The sequence below is a fragment of the Vibrio sp. 1978 genome (assembly GCF_033344345.1).
Window position 1 is genome coordinate 66,895 of the sequence record NZ_JAWPOP010000022.1, and the last position, 17,704, is coordinate 84,598.

The following is a 17,704-nucleotide window of genomic DNA, read 5'->3' on the forward strand; positions in this document are numbered from 1 at the left end:
TGGTATGCTAACGGCAATTTGAAGGCCAAATCGTCTAGCATTTAATGCTACCTTGACAACATTTTTACGGTATATATTTGGCAAAGCACATCAAAAGGAGTCCTCCGTGTCTGAGTTCCATTCTGAGATCAGTACCTTATCACCTGCTCCACTTTGGCAGTTTTTCGATAAGATTTGTTCTATCCCTCATCCATCGAAACATGAAGAAGCATTAGCACAGTACATTATCAACTGGGCAACAGAGCAAGGCTTTGACGTTCGCCGTGATCCAACCGGTAACGTGTTCATCAAAAAGCCCGCGACACCAGGAATGGAAAATAAGAAGGCTGTTGTACTTCAAGCACACATCGACATGGTGCCGCAGAAAAACGAAGACACTGAACACGACTTCACCAAAGATCCAATCCAACCTTACATCGATGGCGAATGGGTAACTGCGAAAGGCACGACGCTTGGTGCAGATAACGGTATTGGTATGGCTTCTTGCCTTGCTGTATTGGCATCTAAAGATATTAAGCACGGTCCACTCGAAGTTCTGCTGACGATTGATGAAGAAGCAGGCATGACTGGCGCATTTGGCCTTGAAGCTGGTTGGTTAGAGGGTGAGATTCTTCTAAATACAGACTCTGAGCAAGAAGGCGAAGTCTACATGGGTTGTGCAGGTGGCGTTGATGGCACCATGACTTTCGATATTTCTCGAGAATCAACGCCTGCAGGTTTTGTAACACGCCAACTGACGCTGAAAGGCCTAAAAGGTGGTCACTCAGGTTGTGACATTCACACAGGTCGCGGTAATGCCAACAAATTACTTGGTCGTTTCCTTGCCGGTCATGCTCAAGAGCTTGATTTACGTTTAGTCGAATTCCGTGGCGGTAGCTTACGTAATGCAATCCCTCGCGAAGCGTTTGTTACTGTCGCGCTTCCTGTCGAAAACCAAGACAAGCTTGCTGAGCTGTTCAACCACTACACTGAGCTGCTTAAAACTGAATTGGGTAAAATCGAAACAGGTATCGTAACCTTTAATGAAGTGATCACGACTGACGCGCAAGTATTTTCAATCGCCGATCAGCAACGATTCATTGCGGCACTTAACGCTTGTCCAAACGGCGTAATCCGTATGAGTGATGAGGTGGAAGGCGTTGTTGAAACTTCTCTAAACGTTGGTGTGATCAGCACAGAAGAAAATAAAGTCACCGTGCTTTGCTTGATTCGTTCTCTCATTGACTCTGGCCGTAGCCAAGTGGAAAGCATGCTGCGCTCGATTACTGAGCTAGCAGGCGCACAAATTCAGTTCTCAGGCGCTTACCCTGGCTGGAAGCCAGATGCAGATTCCGAGATCATGGCAATTTTCCGTGATATGTATGAAGGCATTTACGGTCATAAGCCGAACATCATGGTCATCCATGCTGGTCTTGAGTGTGGCCTATTTAAAGAACCATACCCACACATGGATATGGTTTCTTTCGGTCCAACAATAAAATTCCCTCACTCTCCAGATGAGAAAGTGAAGATTGATACTGTTCAGTTGTACTGGGAACAGATGGTCGCGCTTTTAGAAGCGATTCCAGAGAAAGCATAATTCAATCACGAAAAATGACAAAGGGTGCCATACGGCACCCTTTTTTTGGTTTAGTTGAACCCAACTACACACGGTTTTGCGCGTAAGCGGCTAATTCATCCATTGAGGTTTGTGCAGCAACTTCACCATCAATGTAGTAAGTAACAAACTCACCATCGCGTACACCCATGAGTGTCGCCTTTTCACCGTTACTGTAAGTAATATCCATTTGAACAGTGTTCTCATCGATTTGCTGCATTCGCCCCTGCTCAATGACACGGTTATCCGCTAATGGTGCGATTGGTGCCGTCGTTAACGACTTATCTAACTGGTGATTGACATCAATGTAAGTATCTACCTTTGTATCGAAGATATGTGGCTTACCATTTAACGGGTTCTTACCCGTCCAAAATTCTAGAGAGTTAAACACGATATAATCCGCTGCGATCGCGACACCATAAACAGGCGCTAAAAGCATATTTAGGCCACCTCGAGCGTAACGGTTGTCAACAGCTTTCAAGTTAAACCCCATGACATAACCTGTCACGGCATTACTACCTACGCAACCTGAAAGTGAAACTGCTACCGCAGTCAATGCACCAATTTTAGCAATTGCCTTTTTCATCAAAACCTCTAGTTAGAAAGTGTGAAACCTCAAATTCGGCGCGGATATTATCGGATAAAAAGTAGGGTTAAAAGTCCGTTTTTTTGTCCTCCATGAACAGTATTATTTTTAATACAGTCACATTTTTTAAGGCTATTATTGCGCTCTCTTCTCTATGGCTTGTTATGTATTAAACTGATAGAAAAGATCATATTGAAAACAAAAACTTCACACATACCAAAATTTCACGCATGACGATTAAAGTAATTTGTCGTGTCCTTAATGAGAATGATTAGTGCGATTTTGCAGCAATTGTTACATTGCTGATGACGCATTTGACAGAGATGGTTTATGGCCAGAAGTAAAAAAAGCAAAGTATTTGAGCTCTTAGGACATCAAATACAACCAGGACAACGATTAGAGATCGAATTTGAAGCAGCGAAGCTATATACACATTCGCCTTTATCTATTCCTGTGGAAATCATCCATGGGAAACAAGAAGGACCAGTGTTAATGGTGAATGCCGCTATCCATGGTGATGAGCTTAATGGCGTAGAAATCGTTCGTCAGATCATTAACCAACTGGATCCACAAAAACTGAAAGGCACTGTCATTGCAGTACCTATCGTTAACGTTTTTGGTTTCATCCATAAATCTCGTTACTTGCCCGACCGACGAGATCTCAACCGTTGCTTTCCTGGCAGTGAAAAAGGCGCACTTGCATCTCGTATGGCACACGGGTTCTTTAACAACATTGCCAAGCGTTGTGACTACATTTTGGATCTACACACAGGGGCCATTCATCGCACGAACTTGCCACAGATCCGCGCAAACTTAAGCAACTCAGAAACTCTGCGTATTGCTCAAGCATTTGCAACGCCAGTGATTGTTGATTCAGCATTGCGTGATGGCTCTTTACGCAGTGAAGCAGAAAAATGCGATATTCCAGTGCTCACCTACGAAGCTGGCGAAGCATTGCGTTTTGATCCACTTTCGATCAGCGCTGGTGTACTCGGGGTTCGGCGCGTAATGCAAGCCATTGGTATGTTGCGTGCGAGCAGGAAAAAGCTGCCTGAGCCTATCATAGCGAAGTCCACCAGCTGGGTTCGCGCGTCAGGTAACGGCATTTTGCGTACTGTCGTTAATCTGGGAGACAAAGTAGAACAGGGGGAAACGCTCGCTTATATTAGCTCTCCTCTTGGTCATGACGAGATAGAACTAAAAGCCCCGAAGCGTGGTTTGGTTATCGGTCAACAAACATTACCATTGGTGAACGAAGGCGATGCAATTTTCCACCTTGCCTATTTTAACCAAGGTGATAATGCTTTAGAGCAAGCAGTCGAAAGCTATATTGAAGGCCTCACTGAATTCGATGCCGAGCCGCTGACCACCGGACAGATACCGTTAGAAACTCAGTAATTCCTACCAAGTAGGCGCCTGATTAGCTCAAAAGGAGCAACAGTGCTCGCACTATCTTGTTTAAAGCCAATAAGCTCAGCGTCCATGATGCTGGGCTTTTTGTTTTATGTACGCTAACGATACTTATCGTAGTTTCCACGAATGGATAAAAAACTTTACAATCCGTCGCAAAAACACATTTGATAATTAATCTCATTATCATTTATTAATCGTAATAATGTTCTTATAATCCGAGCTTCATAAAAACACTATAAATCATCAATATGAAACGATTAAAAAGTCATCCACTCAAAGTAAATCTCATTTCACTGGCTTTGCTCTTCCCTCTTTATTCATATGCCGAGACAGCGCCAAATGAAGAGCTTGAAGTCATAGGCGTTCGTTATGCCAAACCTATTACCATTGCTGAGCCTGCGCAAACCACCATTAATTGGTCAGAGATTGAAGAGCAACAGTACTCTAATTTTGCCTCAATGATCGATGCCGTTCCCGGTGCATCAATAGATGGTGGCGGTCGTTCTGGTGGCGAACGTATTAACATTCGTGGTTTTGATGATCCAAGCGATATCGCCGTGTTTGTCGATGGCGCTCCAATTGGCTTTCAACAATACCGCTACGGTACCTTCTTTTTTGATCCGTTCTTAATTGGCGAAGCAGAAATTATCAAGGGCGCGCACGACTATCGAGCACTCAACGGGAAGTTTGGTGGCTCCATTCGCATTAAAACCAAAAGTGTCGATGATCTCCTGTACGGCGAAAGAAACTTTGGTGCTCGCATCTCAAGTGCATACAACACCAACGGCGATGAGAACGCCTACACGCTAACACTCTATGGTAAAAACGATACTGGTTTTTATTTTCTAGCGAATGGCTCGGTAAAAGATTCTGATGACATTAAAGTCGGAGGTGGTGAAACGCTGGATTACTCAGGTTATGAGCAAGAAAACATGCTCGTAAAGGTCGGTTATGAAAACAACGATCACGAGTTTGAAATTAGCCACACTCGCTACAAAGATGAAGGTCGTAAACCTTGGGCTAACCGCCGCGGAAAAATGCCTAACATCACCGAATACAATATCAAGAAATACGGCTCATTAGAAAAAGCCCAATACGCTTACACCGTCGATAACAAATACACGGACAACACCACGACCATCTCTTACCACTACATGCCGACTAACCCGTATATTGATTTCAATATCAAAATGGCACGTTCCGAAAACGATCGTCATTGGGTTCGCCCTGACGTAGCATTCGAGAAAATGTTCGTTTCTGTTGGCAGTTACGGTCATGAGTCATGGCTGAGTTACGAGCGTGATTACGTTGATGTGTTTAACCAAGCGCAATTCGGAGATCACACTCTAGTCACTGGGCTTCAATATCAAAAAACCGATAGAGACTCGTTAGTATTCAACGCATCATACGACAGTAATGAAGCGAAAAACTACGGTTGGTACACCCCTTACTACGAACCATCTGGCACGCAGTCAATTTATGCCGCTTACATTGCTGATCACTATCAAGCAACAGACCGCCTAACAATCACACCTTCTCTGCGTTACGAATACATCAAGAGTGAAGGAAAAGGGAACGCTGCGCCGGATTATAATGATCCAGCTGCCGGACATAACTACGGTGAAACGACGCATAAAGGCTTTAGCCCACGTTTGGATATCGACTTTGATGCGAGCAATAATACGCGTTTAAACGCCTCCTACGCCTACGCTTTAAAAGCACCAACCGTTGATAACATCTACTCAGTGCAATATGCGCGAGCTACCGCTACGGCTACTGCTTTGAATCTGGACGTGTCTCGTATCCATGCTTATCAAGCAAGCGTTATCAACTTAACGGAAGGGCTGGTGAACGCTCGCGATAACCTCGCAACAGAGTTAACTATGTTCTATAACGATGTTAGCGACACAGTTGATATACGAACGGGCGAAAACCTCGACAAAAATACTATTGAGTTACAAAGCTGGAATACAAACCTAGATGGCTTTAAAAACTATGGCTTTGAGCTAATTTCACAATACCGGATTGAAGATTTCTACAGTAATTTCTCAGCAAGTTACATTCGCGGCAAAAACAAAGGTAGCCTATCTGACTCTACAGGTTCAGATGATGATCATCCTGATGTACCGCCATTAAACATTAATCTGGGTTTAGGTTACGAATGGATTCCTGGTTTACGTACGGGCTGGGAAGTCCGTTGGTATGATGCGCAAACCAAAACCAAGGCAAGCGGTAACAATTTAAAAGTGAAATCGCCAAGTGAGCAATACACGCTACAAAACGCTTACGTGGTTTGGGAAATACAACAAGTCGAAGGCTTGAGCGTTGGCGCGGTTGTGAAAAACTTAACCGATCGTTACTACGAAGCATACCTATCTAATGGCGTGCCTTCGCCTGGTCGCGAAGTCAAACTGCACCTCACTTATCAATACTAACCATACCTAAAAGATGCAGGGCAGACATTAACTGCCCTGTTATATCGTATCCAATGGCCATAATTGCACGCCGTTTTATTTATCAGTATTATCATTTCCTTTTGCTTGCAGACACATTATGAACAATCTAAAAACACGGCTTCTTCTGATTTGCTTCTTCCCTGTAGGTAGCCTAGCGCAAGCTTCTGAGAACATTGCAGACTACATACAAGAACAAAGCAAGCACCAAGTTTCAGAAGATTTTTACGCACAGCCAACAGCAAATAACCTGAATCTAGATGCAAAAACTAACTCTTTAACTTGGCACGAAGATGGTAAGCCGGATCACTGTCGTTACGCCAAGCAGCCCAAAGACGTCGCAACACATTTCGACTACGGTGAAGCAAACGATCTATCTGACGGCTTACAACACTTTGATTTACCGGAAAGACATTCTGCAAAGGTCAAATCGACACATCGCACTTATGCTAATAACCCTCACCTTCTTCCTGGCAATAAACAATTTGCAGCCCCTGAAGACGGCACGTTTAGCCTGTCCGTATCATCGGATTGTTTTTAGCCGATATAAATAAAAAATGCCCTGAGACAAAACTCAGGGCATTTTCACTATTTGTTTGATGGGTAACGTCACCATCTCACCGATTTAAACTTATTCTTCGTCAGTGTCTACTTCGGTTTCACGTGCTTTGCGGGCTTCTTCTTTACGAACTTTTGCCGCTAGTTGTTCTGCTTCACGCTCTTGACGTTGCGCTGCTTTACGCTCGTTACGAACCACTTGGTTTTGGATAAATCCAGCCAGTTCTTGTTTAGCCCAAGCTTGTGCTTTCTCTTCGCTGTCAAAGCCTGTTTCACGCTTTGATACTACAGTCTTACGAGATGTCACTTGGCGAGTGATTTCTGCGCTCCAGCCGTTACGTTTTTCAGTGACGCGGATAGCAAATTTTGGATTCTTAGACATTTCTTTCATTTCCTAAGGGATTTAGGGATCAATCAGGGATTCGGTCAACTTGATAACTCCATCTAAGCTGAGCTGTTTAACACCATCCCTTGGTAAGCGCGGTATTAGAGCATAAAAGTAATCTAAACGCTGCAAGTTTTTTACGCTAGATAATAGATGACAAAGAAGAGGCAGAACAAAGCAACGTTTCGCCAAGTCACTAGAAAGAGCGACGAAGAAAAAAGAGTGATAAGAAAAAAGAAAGCGCTGGTCTCTCAACCAACGCTTTACTTAAGCTACATTAACCTTTGGTTAATTAACCGATATTCTTACGGGCATTTTGGAACATACGCATCCAAGCGCCATTTTCACCCCAACCTTCCGGAGCCCAAGAATTTGCAACTGTGCGGAATACGCGCTCTGGGTGAGGCATCATGATAGTTACGCGACCGTCTGCTGTTGTTAAACCGGTAATCGCGTTTGGCGAACCATTCGGGTTGTTCGGGTATTGTTGTGTTGGGTTACCGAGGTTATCCACGTAACGAACCGCAACCGTACCTGATGCCTCAATCGCTGCTAGGTGCTCTGCATCACGTACTTCTACACACCCTTCACCGTGGGAAACCGCGATTGGCATGCGCGAACCAGCCATTCCGTCGAAGAATACAGAGTCAGATTTCTGAACTTCAACTAGACTAAAGCGCGCTTCAAAACGCTCAGATTCGTTGCGCACAAAACGTGGCCACAAGTCTGCACCTGGGATCAGCTCTTTCAGGTTTGATAGCATCTGACAACCGTTACATACACCTAAAGAGAACGTCTCTTCACGGTTGAAGAAGGCTTGGAACTGTTCACGAGCTTGTGCGTTAAACAGGATAGACTTAGCCCAACCTTCACCCGCACCTAGTACGTCGCCGTAAGAAAAGCCACCACAAGCTACTAGGCCATGGTATTCATCCAGTACCGCTTGGCCCGTTAGGATATCGCTCATATGGATGTCGGTTGCTTCAAAACCAGCTCGGTCAAACGCTGCTGCCATTTCGACGTGGGAGTTAACGCCCTGCTCACGTAGGATTGCCATCTTAGGTTTAGCACCTTTCGCAATGTACGGTGCTGCAACGTCTTCATTTACGTCGAAGCTGAGCTTAACGTTTAGACCAGGGTCAGAGTTGTCTTTCTTAGCTTCGTGCTCTTGGTCTGCACACGCTGGGTTATCACGTAGACCTTGCATCTTATGCGTTGTTTCAGCCCAGATAACGCGTAGTTCGGTACGTGAACGTTCAAGCACAACTGCATCACCAGAAGTGATAACAAAGTCGTCTGAAGCTTCAACAGAACCAATCACATGTGAGCATGCCTCTAAGCCGTTTGCCGCCAGAGTAGATAGAACTGAATCTAAATCATCATTCTTAACTTGAACAACCGCACCTAACTCTTCGTTAAATAGAACGGCTAGCGCATCATCACCCAGCTCTGCGATGTTCGCTTTTACGCCACAGTGACCCGCGAACGCCATCTCAGCCAGTGTAACAAACAGACCGCCGTCGCCTTTATCGTGGTAGGCCACTAACTTGTCATCACGTACTAACGCTTGCATTGCATCAAAGAAGCCTTTTAGCTGCTCTGCATTATCTACGTCAGCAGGTTTGTCACCCAGCTGTTTGTATACTTGTGCCAATGCTGTCGCACCTAAGCGGTTTTTTCCGTTACCCAAGTCAACAAGAACTAGAGAAGTATTTCCTTTGTCAGTGCGTAGTTGTGGAGTCACGGTCTTACGTACGTCTTCCACACGACCAAATGCCGTGATAACTAGCGACAGTGGAGAAGTAACTTCTTTGCTCTCGCCGTTTTCTTCCCACTTGGTTTTCATCGACATGGAGTCTTTACCAACTGGGATAGTCAAACCTAACGCAGGACACAATTCTTCACCAACCGCTTTCACTGCTTCGTAAAGACCCGCATCTTCACCTGGGTGACCCGCTGGAGACATCCAGTTCGCAGACAGTTTAATATGTTTAATATCACCGATGTCTGTTGCCGCAATGTTCGTTAGTGACTCACCAACGGCTAGGCGAGCCGATGCACCAAAGTCTAGTAATGCAACTGGCGTGCGCTCACCCATCGACATTGCTTCGCCATGGTAAGTGTCGTAGCTTGCCGCTGTTACTGCGCAGTTTGCTACTGGTACCTGCCAAGGGCCAACCATTTGATCACGAGCAACCAGGCCCGTTACTGTTCGGTCACCGATAGTAATTAGGAATGTTTTTTCTGCAACAGCAGGAAGACGAAGTACGCGATCCACCGCTTCATTAAGCTCAATACCATCACGAACAATGGCAGGGCTTTCCACTTTTAGTGTGGTTGCGTCGCGGTGCATCTTCGGTGGCTTACCAAGCAGGATATCCATTGGCATATCGATCGGCGTATTGTCGAAGTGAGAATCTTCTAGCGTTAGATGACGCTCTTCTGTCGCCACACCCACCACTGCATACGGTGCGCGTTCACGCTTACAGATTGCGTCGAATGCTTCCATGTTTTCTGGCGCTACCGCTAGAACGTAACGTTCCTGTGATTCGTTACACCAAATTTCCAGTGGGCTCATGCCCGGCTCATCGTTTGGTACATCGCGTAATTGGAACTTACCGCCACGCTCACCGTCGTCGACGAGTTCAGGCAATGCGTTAGAGATACCGCCTGCACCCACATCGTGGATAAATGCGATTGGGTTGTCGTCGCCTAACTGCCAACAACGGTCGATCACTTCCTGACAGCGACGTTCCATCTCTGGGTTTTCACGCTGTACTGAAGCGAAGTCCAGATCTTCTGCTGACTGACCAGATGCCATGGAAGATGCCGCACCACCACCAAGACCGATGTTCATTGCCGGACCACCAAGTACGATTAGGCTCGCACCCACTGGAATCTCTTTCTTCTGCACGTGTTCATCGCGGATGTTACCCATACCACCAGCAATCATGATTGGTTTGTGGTAACCACGAATTTCTTCACCCGCATGAGAAGTGACTTTTTCTTCGTAAGTACGGAAGTAACCCAATAGATTTGGACGACCAAATTCGTTGTTGAATGCCGCGCCTCCTAGAGGACCTTCAAGCATGATGTCTAACGCATTTACAATACGACCCGGCTTGCCTAAGTCGGTTTCCCATGGCTGTTCAAAACCAGGAATACGTAAGTTAGAGGTTGTAAAACCAACCAGACCCGCTTTTGGCTTACCGCCGATACCCGTCGCGCCTTCGTCACGGATTTCACCGCCTGAGCCAGTCGATGCGCCCGGCCATGGAGAGATTGCCGTTGGGTGGTTGTGCGTTTCTACCTTCATCAAGATGTGCGTATCTTCATGGTGGTACGTGTATTGACGAGATTTAGGGTCAGGGAAAAAACGCCCCGCTTTAGAACCTGTCATAACGGCTGCGTTGTCTTTGTATGCAGACAGCACATAGTCAGGTGTCGTTTCAAAAGTGTTTTTGATCATTTTGAACAAAGACTTAGGTTGATCTACCCCGTCGATAGTCCAATCTGCGTTAAAAATTTTGTGGCGACAATGCTCTGAGTTCGCCTGAGCAAACATCATCAATTCAATGTCGTTTGGGTTACGCCCAAGCTTGGTAAAGTTCTCGACCAAGTAATCAATTTCATCTTCTGCGAGTGCCAAGCCAAGGGAAACGTTTGCCTCTTCAAGCGCAAGACGACCGCCAGCTAAGATATCAACATGTGCGACAGGCTTAGGCTCTGCAACAGTAAATAATGCTGATGCGGCTTCAAATTCTGTGAATACTGTTTCCATCATGCGGTCGTGAATTAACGCTTTAACAGCGTCAGCTTGAGCTTCTGAGAGAACAACTGAAGATTCGACATAATAAGCCGTACCACGCTCTAGACGTTTCACTTTATCCAGACCACAGTTAACAGCGATATCGGTAGATTTAGAAGACCAAGGCGAGATAGTGCCTGGACGAGGCGTAACAAGAAGTAGAAGACCTTCTGGCTCATGCTCTTCGATGGTTGGGCCGTAAGTTAGTAACTTTTCAAGTTTTTCTAACTCTTGGTCATCAAGGTCTGACTTTAGATCGGCAAAGTGCATAAACTCGGCATAAATGCCAGTTACAGGCAGATCTTGTTCACGACAAAGTTCCAGTAGTTTATTAACACGAAACTCAGAAAGAGCTGGGGAGCCACGCAAAATTCTCATGTGCTTAGGTCTCTTATGCAATTGATTAAGGTGATATTGGAATAAATTCAGACACTTAAAATAAGCCCTGTCGAACCTATGCCGATTCCACCTCGTCATTGCGAGCGCATTATATAGTAATTGTTTTTGTGATGTAACACCAAAAGCAACCGTTTGCGTCATTTTTTTTGTCAAATTTGAATTACAACTAAAATGTCGATAAAACACACAATGTCACGTTATAAGTGTGTGATTCACTTTGCCCCATGAGCTCGCTTTGATATAAAGGCAAATAGAAATTTTCCAAGATGTACCTATTAATGCAAATAAGTCACTTCAACCGGCTCAAGCGCAGTGCTCTAATTTTAGTTTCTGTTCTTTTGCTCTCAGCTTGCCAGATTGAGTCGGAGCCCAAAAGTGAATTTGAAAAAATTCAAGAACGTGGTGTGCTTCGTGTTGGCACGCTAAACAATCAGCTTTCCTACTACATAGGTCCCGATGGTCCCGCAGGGTTGGATTACGAATTGGCGCGTCAGTTTGCGGAACAGCTCGGCGTCAAACTCGAGATTAAACCAGCCTTTCGCCAGGCTGAGCTTTTTCCTGCTCTTAAGAAAGGAGATATCGATATCATCGCTACGGGTTTAAATCAAACGTCACAAGCAGTCAAACGATTTAGACCAGGCCCTGCCTATTATTATGTAAGCCAACAAGTGGTATATAAAAAAGGGCAACTTCGACCACGTGATATCGAACAACTCATTGAATACCAAGCCTCGAAAGACGACGAGTCCGACGAAGATACAAATGCAGGCGCTCAAACATTAAAGATCGTTGAACAATCGCAATATGTTCCGACCCTAACAGCGTTAAAGAAGCAGTATCCAGAACTTCAGTTTGAAATTGTTGGTGATGCTGACACGAGAGACTTACTCAAATACGTATCGACGGGTGAGTTACGTTTTACTGTGACTGATTCGGTGGAACTTTCCCTTGCTCAACGCCTTTACCCCGATCTTGCGCTCGCGTTTGAACTTACAGAAGATCAACCAGTATCTTGGTTTACTCGACGCTCTGAAGACGAAAGTTTGTATGCGATGCTGATAGAGTTTTTCGGTAACATCAAACAATCAGGAGAACTGTCCACCCTCGAAGAAAAGTACATTGGTCATATTGAAGCATTTGACTACGTTGATACTCGCGCATTCATTCGAGCTCTGGATGACAAATTGCCTAAATGGGCACCTTTATTCCAAAAATACAGCGAAGAGTTCGACTGGCGCTTAATTGCAGCATTGGCTTATCAAGAGTCACATTGGAAACCAACAGCAAAATCGCCAACGGGTGTTAGGGGGATGATGATGCTTACTCTGCCAACAGCGAAAAGCGTCGGGGTAACAAACCGTTTAGACCCTGAGCAATCTGTTCGTGGTGGTGTCGAGTACTTACGTCGCATTGTAGGTCGCGTGCCTGATAGCATCAACGAGCATGAAAAAATATGGTTTGCGTTAGCTTCATACAATATTGGTTACGGCCACATGATGGACGCACGACGACTCACCAAAGCACAAGGTGGCGATCCGAACGCTTGGGCCGATGTAAAAGATAGGCTGCCTTTACTGCGTCAGAAGCGCTATTACAGCCAAACTCGCTATGGGTACGCCAGAGGCGATGAAGCGCGTAATTACGTAGAAAATATTCGACGTTACTACCAATCCATCATTGGTCATGTCAGCCAACAGCCAGCGATTGATGAGAATAGCGATGACTTGCAAGTGATTCCGCCGCTCAACCCCGACATTTTGATATCGGGCGCAGTAGAGACCGTCGTAGAACAAGTCTCTGGCGCTTCTGACGTCACGGTTGAAGAAGACACCGAACAAGAAAGCATTGAAGAATAAACCCGCGGTAAACTAAAAAATGACGAGCCTATGAAGCTCGTCATTTTTGTTGAGTCCTAACGAAAACTTATCTAGACTCCAATATTCTGAGTGACACCAACCACACTCAACCATTCCTTTGGTTGGTCGCCTTTTCTTCATCGTTAGTAAAACTGATTGCTTTGTAACAGGTTACTTTACAACCACATGGTTTAGCTCACTTGATGAAGCGGCGCTTTCGGCTACACTCTGCCGAAATAACGTCACTCCTATTATTAAGCATCGTATTGAAATTGTTTGCTGGCTCTGTGCAATGCAGAAGTCAAATGAAGAACGTTTAAACCATACAATGTTTAGTGCGATTATCGAGCCTATTGCCAAGCATCGATGAGCCGCGCTTTACTGGTATAAGTCTTGTCTGCAGGAGGTTTTGAATATGAGAAGACGTAGAGTGCAGTCAAAGCGTTTAAATAACACAGTAGCTGCTATCCGACGTAAACGTAAACTGACATGTATGAAAAAGAAAGTAAGTTCACGTAATCGTGTTTTTGTACATTTAGTCAATCACTAGTGCGTCCAAGCAAACATCTACCACGTTGTAGGTGTTTGCTAGCCCTCACTACTCCTACTACCTTGTTCGCTCTCTCCATTTTCTAATGCTTTTTGTGCTTGCTTCTTCGCTTTAATTTCCTTTCGGCGGCGCTTAAAAAACGCTTGTAGCTGAGTACGGCACTCATCTTCTAGCAGCCCCTTTTCAATTAAGGCGTAATGGTAAGCGGCTTGACTTTCAAACAAATTAAGCACTGTTCCTGCTGCTCCAGCTTTTAAATCTGGCGCTCCAAAAACAACCCGCTTAACGCGGCTATGCAATAAGGCTCCGGCACACATTGGGCATGGCTCAAGTGTTACATATAACGTCGTATCCAGAAGGCGGTAATTTTCTAGCTTTTGGCCTGCTTTACGCAGCGTTTGGATCTCAGCATGTGCGGTAGCGTCATTAGTACCAATAGAGCGATTCCACCCCTCAGCGATAATTTCACCATCTTTGACAAGCACTGCGCCAACAGGTACTTCCCCCTCAGCTTCTGCTTGCTCAGCAAGCTCCATCGCTCTGCGCATAAACAATTCATCTTGAGGGGAAAACGGATGGTTAGACAAAGGAGGCTCCAAAGAAACAAAAAACGATTGAAGTCAGGAATTTTATCACCAACTTCGGTTTCACTACAGCAACACATCACGGGACAAAGTCTGCAACTCCAAAAAACTAGTTACAAGACCTATCGATGTTCGTTTTACGAGAACAAAAAAACGCAGATCGAAGACCTGCGCTTTTTGGCTGCCAATTAGCGGCTTTCACACCCTACACGTTTTTACATTGTGTAAGTGTAAGGAGCTTGAATGCCTAGCGGGATACCTACCATCCAATAAGCAACTAGGAAGATAGACCAACCGATCAGCATTGCGATCGAGAATGGCATCATTAGTGACGCAAGCGTACCGATACCAGCCGACTTCACATAACGCTGACAGTAAACCACAACAAGAGGGAAAAATACCATTAGAGGCGAAATGATGTTCGATACAGAGTCACCCACACGGTAAGCCGCCTGAGACAGCTCAGGCGAGATACCAACCGCCATTAGCATTGGCACTAAGATTGGACCAATTAAAGCCCATTTTGCCGATGCCGAACCAATAAGTAGGTTTACAGACGCGGTTAGAAGGATCATACCGATGATGGTCACTTCACCTGGTAGGTTCATCGCTTTTAAGCCTTCTGCGCCATACAACGCTAGCATCGTACCGATGTTTGACTGAGCAAATGCAGATAAGAACTGAGCACAGAAGAACGACATTACAATGTATGCGCCCATGGTTGACATGGTGTCAGCCATCGCTTTGATAATGTCGTTGCTGGTCTTGAACGTTCCAGACACTTTACCGTAAACGTAACCGGGAATGATAAACAGAATAAAGATCAACGGCACGATAGACTTCATTATCGGTGCTGAGAAGGCCGTAATTTCACCTTCAGGCGAGCGTAGTGCTGATGTTTCTGGAATTAACGCTGCAACAAGTAAAGCAATACCCGCCATCATTGCCCAACCTGCATAACGGAATGCTTTTGATTCCAGTTCAGTAAATGAACCTAGGTTTGGCGCAGTTTCCGCATCGTCATCAATTGGCATTTTTGACAAACGAGGCTCAATGATTTTTTCTGTCACGTACCAACCAATCGCTACAATAATGATGGAAGATAGGCCAGTAAAGAAGATGTTCGCTAATGGGTTAACCACGTATTCAGGATCAAGAACCTGCGCCGCAGTTTGCGTAAAGCCTGCTAGTAGTGGATCGATACCTGAAGGGATAAAGTTTGCAGAGAAGCCACCAGATACACCTGCAAATGCTGCCGCAATACCTGCTAAAGGGTGACGACCTGCCGCATGGAAGATAATACCGCCAAGAGGAATAACCAGAACATAGCCTGCATCTGCCGCAGTATGCGATACAATGGCAACCAAAATAAGCATTGGAGTAAGAAGCTTAGCTGGCGTGAAGTTCAGCATCTTCTTAAGACCCGTCGTAATAAAGCCCGAAGAATCTGCAACACCCACACCTAGCATTGCGACAAGTACGATACCCAGTGGCGCAAAACCAGTAAACGTCGTCACCATGTTAGCAAGGAAACTTGCTAGCGCTTCGCCCGTAAGTAAGTTGGTGATAGTAAGAGCTTCGCCCGTTCGAGGGTTTGGAAGATCGAATGATACATTCGACAAAAGTGCTGACGCCGCCCAAGTAATGATCAATGCCCAGAAGAACAAAATCGCAGGATCAGGAATTTTGTTACCTGTCCTCTCGATAAAGTTTAAAAAGCGCTCCATCCCGCTCGGCTTCGATGATGGTGCCTTATTTACAGCTTGGTTACTCATGGTAACTCCATAGTGAATGATGTTGGTGCCAAGGCCTATTTGAATAATTATAACGACCTACTATCCAACGAGTATTCTAGTAAACACTAATGGGGAAAGCACAAGGTTCTAGATTTTTTTTCATAATTGGAGACATATTTTGCAAAAACACCACTTCAATTAAACATAATAAAAACAGTAGCACATCAACTCAATTAACAGTTCAAAAACTATTTATTAACCGTGACAAATCCGGTATTAAACAGGAATTACACCCGCATTTGTCCCAGCCCATGTATGCAATTGAACTTAGTTTTCGAATTCACTGTATTGTGAGATCATCGTTTTAAGCTGAACGGATTGCGTCTGCCCCATTCTATCTTCCCAACTTGTTGTGATGATGATCGTCTTTAGTGAACCTGATACAGTAGCAGGTGGCACATCCCACTCCACCGTGTACGCTCCAGTGGCGGAAGATCCTGTCACGATAGAGGCAAAACTGGCAGTAGAAATCGTAGAAAGCGCATCCGAAGCACCACGCGTTCGGAACCATTCAAGCTGGTTCTCTGTTAGACGCAGTGCTTCAATACTTTTTATGGCATATTCGGATTCGCGTTCTAGATACACGTTTAGCTTAGTTAAACCTAGAGCCCCAACACCGATAAGCAGAAAAGAAATTAGAACTTCAAGAAGGTTAAAACCTTTTTGTTTAGAGATCATTCCAGGAGCCTCGCTGCCACTTTAGTTTCTCAATGTACTTGCCGCTCTTTCCACCATTGTAGGCAGGTATCAAAGATCCATTTAATTTTATAGTTCTATCTTCTGCATCTAACCCTATCCCGCCATCAAGCTTCAATGAACCATCTAGCAAAAAAGCATATTTATTAAAGTCATTATTAATATCATGCTTGTGAAAAGAAGTAGGGGTTACACCTATATCATTTTTTGAATCAAAAAGATCAATCCATATTTCTTTAACATCCAACACAGTTGGCTTTGAAAGGTATTGGTAAAGAAGTCCATCAAAATAACTCATACTTTGACTGTAGAGAACACCATCATAAATAATAAGCTGAATAGCATTATCTACAGGCTGAGTAGTAGAACCAAAAATATTTCCTGATATTGCGCAACTGCCATCGACCCAAAACCTTCGTTTTCCAGCAGCGTAAGCATTAGCTAACTTAGTATGGCATGACTTAACCCAACCTTTAGGTGTCTTACCGCTAGCAATTACAACGCCAACAGGATCCGCTTTAATCTCGTTTTTGAGTTTTGCTACGTTAACTGCGTTGAAATCCATAGTGAATAAGTCTTTGAAAACCGAAATATTTGCAACATTTTCTTTGATATCTTCATTTTTATTCGAAGTGCTAGTAGTAGGTAGGTTGGACGTTTGGTTTCTTCAAATAAATTGGATTTGTGCGAATTCTTACAAGTAAAGCTAGGAGCCCCTAAAATCCCAGTAGCATGACTACTGACTGAACTGTCCACCGTCAGAAAGTGCTCATCAGAACCACTTACACTTGCTACATAACTCACGGTTCCACCAGCAATAATAGATGTACACTCACTGTCAGACGACAAACCTTTTGCTTTAGGGACAAAGTGCATTGAGCCAGTAAGCTCTACCGACGCACTCGTTTTTAGTACAGCACCAAGGCCGTTCCCTGTCGAAATTATCACTCCCGATTTCAGATAATAAGTGCGACATTCATGGATAGGTGTAGAAGAGGAAGTCAACTACTGAAAGTGGTACGC

Annotated in this window: 12 protein-coding genes; 5 read left to right on the top strand and 7 right to left on the bottom strand. The window is 44.7% G+C overall.

Translation table 11 applies throughout. From position 1 onward, the window contains the following. The first annotated feature begins 106 nt into the window (after positions 1-106). The gene (locus R8N49_RS18845) at positions 107-1,579 is read left to right on the top strand and encodes an aminoacyl-histidine dipeptidase (protein ID WP_053350265.1); all 1,473 of its coding nucleotides are present in this window, start codon (positions 107-109) and stop codon (positions 1,577-1,579) included. 64 nt (positions 1,580-1,643) lie between these two features. On the opposite strand, the gene R8N49_RS18850 is transcribed toward R8N49_RS18845, so the two are convergent. Further along, entirely contained in the window at positions 1,644-2,183 is a 540-nt protein-coding gene (locus R8N49_RS18850) for a DUF3332 domain-containing protein (protein ID WP_005381596.1), read from the bottom strand. Positions 2,184-2,513: 330 nt separating this feature from the next. On the opposite strand from R8N49_RS18850, the gene R8N49_RS18855 reads away from it, so the two are divergent. From R8N49_RS18855 to R8N49_RS18865, 3 genes are all read left to right on the top strand, one after another. Continuing rightward, positions 2,514-3,581, top strand: a complete 1,068-nt coding sequence (locus tag R8N49_RS18855) for a succinylglutamate desuccinylase/aspartoacylase family protein (protein WP_017635689.1) — start codon at positions 2,514-2,516, stop codon at positions 3,579-3,581. A 263-nt stretch (positions 3,582-3,844) separates the two neighbouring features. Next, positions 3,845-6,031 carry a TonB-dependent receptor domain-containing protein gene (locus tag R8N49_RS18860; protein WP_132937051.1) on the top strand — a complete coding sequence of 729 codons (2,187 nt, stop codon included), beginning with the start codon at positions 3,845-3,847 and terminating at the stop codon, positions 6,029-6,031. Between the two features lie 118 nt (positions 6,032-6,149). Next, a complete protein-coding gene (locus tag R8N49_RS18865; protein WP_132937052.1) occupies positions 6,150-6,590 on the top strand; it encodes a DNA-directed RNA polymerase subunit beta in 441 nt (146 codons plus the stop codon). A 90-nt stretch (positions 6,591-6,680) separates the two neighbouring features. Here R8N49_RS18865 and R8N49_RS18870 read toward each other — a convergent pair whose 3' ends face one another. Beyond that, positions 6,681-6,989, bottom strand: a complete 309-nt coding sequence (locus R8N49_RS18870; protein WP_132937053.1) for a DUF3622 domain-containing protein — start codon at positions 6,987-6,989, stop codon at positions 6,681-6,683. A 295-nt stretch (positions 6,990-7,284) separates the two neighbouring features. Then, positions 7,285-11,178 (bottom strand): phosphoribosylformylglycinamidine synthase, encoded by a 3,894-nt coding sequence (gene purL, locus R8N49_RS18875; protein WP_318190043.1) that lies wholly within the window; start codon positions 11,176-11,178, stop codon positions 7,285-7,287. A 299-nt stretch (positions 11,179-11,477) separates the two neighbouring features. On the opposite strand from purL, the gene mltF reads away from it, so the two are divergent. Continuing rightward, a complete protein-coding gene (gene mltF / locus R8N49_RS18880; protein ID WP_031777268.1) occupies positions 11,478-13,055 on the top strand; it encodes a membrane-bound lytic murein transglycosylase MltF in 1,578 nt (525 codons plus the stop codon). Between the two features lie 588 nt (positions 13,056-13,643). On the opposite strand, the gene tadA is transcribed toward mltF, so the two are convergent. The 4 genes from tadA to R8N49_RS18900 form a co-directional block, all read right to left on the bottom strand. Then, positions 13,644-14,192 carry a tRNA adenosine(34) deaminase TadA gene (tadA, locus tag R8N49_RS18885; RefSeq protein ID WP_082240141.1) on the bottom strand — a complete coding sequence of 183 codons (549 nt, stop codon included), beginning with the start codon at positions 14,190-14,192 and terminating at the stop codon, positions 13,644-13,646. Positions 14,193-14,404: 212 nt separating this feature from the next. Continuing rightward, positions 14,405-15,964, bottom strand: a complete 1,560-nt coding sequence (locus tag R8N49_RS18890) for an AbgT family transporter (protein WP_005383758.1) — start codon at positions 15,962-15,964, stop codon at positions 14,405-14,407. 288 nt (positions 15,965-16,252) lie between these two features. Then, positions 16,253-16,663: a prepilin-type N-terminal cleavage/methylation domain-containing protein gene (locus R8N49_RS18895; RefSeq protein WP_031780848.1), complete on the bottom strand. Its 411-nt coding sequence runs from the start codon at positions 16,661-16,663 to the stop codon at positions 16,253-16,255. Beyond that, positions 16,653-17,246, bottom strand: a complete 594-nt coding sequence (locus R8N49_RS18900; RefSeq protein ID WP_257881567.1) for a hypothetical protein — start codon at positions 17,244-17,246, stop codon at positions 16,653-16,655. Before R8N49_RS18900 ends, R8N49_RS18895 begins: the two co-directional genes overlap by 11 nt. Positions 17,247-17,704 lie beyond the last annotated feature (458 nt).

Bases quoted from the DNA above. Each gene is read 5' to 3' on its own strand.
- R8N49_RS18850 (WP_005381596.1), bottom strand. From the start codon at position 2,183: ATGAAAAAGGCAATTGCTAAAATTGGTGCATTGACTGCGGTAGCAGTT.
- R8N49_RS18855 (WP_017635689.1), top strand. From the start codon at position 2,514: ATGGCCAGAAGTAAAAAAAGCAAAGTATTTGAGCTCTTAGGACATCAA.
- R8N49_RS18860 (WP_132937051.1), top strand. From the start codon at position 3,845: ATGAAACGATTAAAAAGTCATCCACTCAAAGTAAATCTCATTTCACTG.
- R8N49_RS18865 (WP_132937052.1), top strand. From the start codon at position 6,150: ATGAACAATCTAAAAACACGGCTTCTTCTGATTTGCTTCTTCCCTGTA.
- R8N49_RS18870 (WP_132937053.1), bottom strand. From the start codon at position 6,989: ATGTCTAAGAATCCAAAATTTGCTATCCGCGTCACTGAAAAACGTAAC.
- purL (WP_318190043.1), bottom strand. From the start codon at position 11,178: ATGAGAATTTTGCGTGGCTCCCCAGCTCTTTCTGAGTTTCGTGTTAAT.
- mltF (WP_031777268.1), top strand. From the start codon at position 11,478: ATGCAAATAAGTCACTTCAACCGGCTCAAGCGCAGTGCTCTAATTTTA.
- R8N49_RS18890 (WP_005383758.1), bottom strand. From the start codon at position 15,964: ATGAGTAACCAAGCTGTAAATAAGGCACCATCATCGAAGCCGAGCGGG.
- R8N49_RS18895 (WP_031780848.1), bottom strand. From the start codon at position 16,663: ATGATCTCTAAACAAAAAGGTTTTAACCTTCTTGAAGTTCTAATTTCT.
- R8N49_RS18900 (WP_257881567.1), bottom strand. From the start codon at position 17,246: ATGGATTTCAACGCAGTTAACGTAGCAAAACTCAAAAACGAGATTAAA.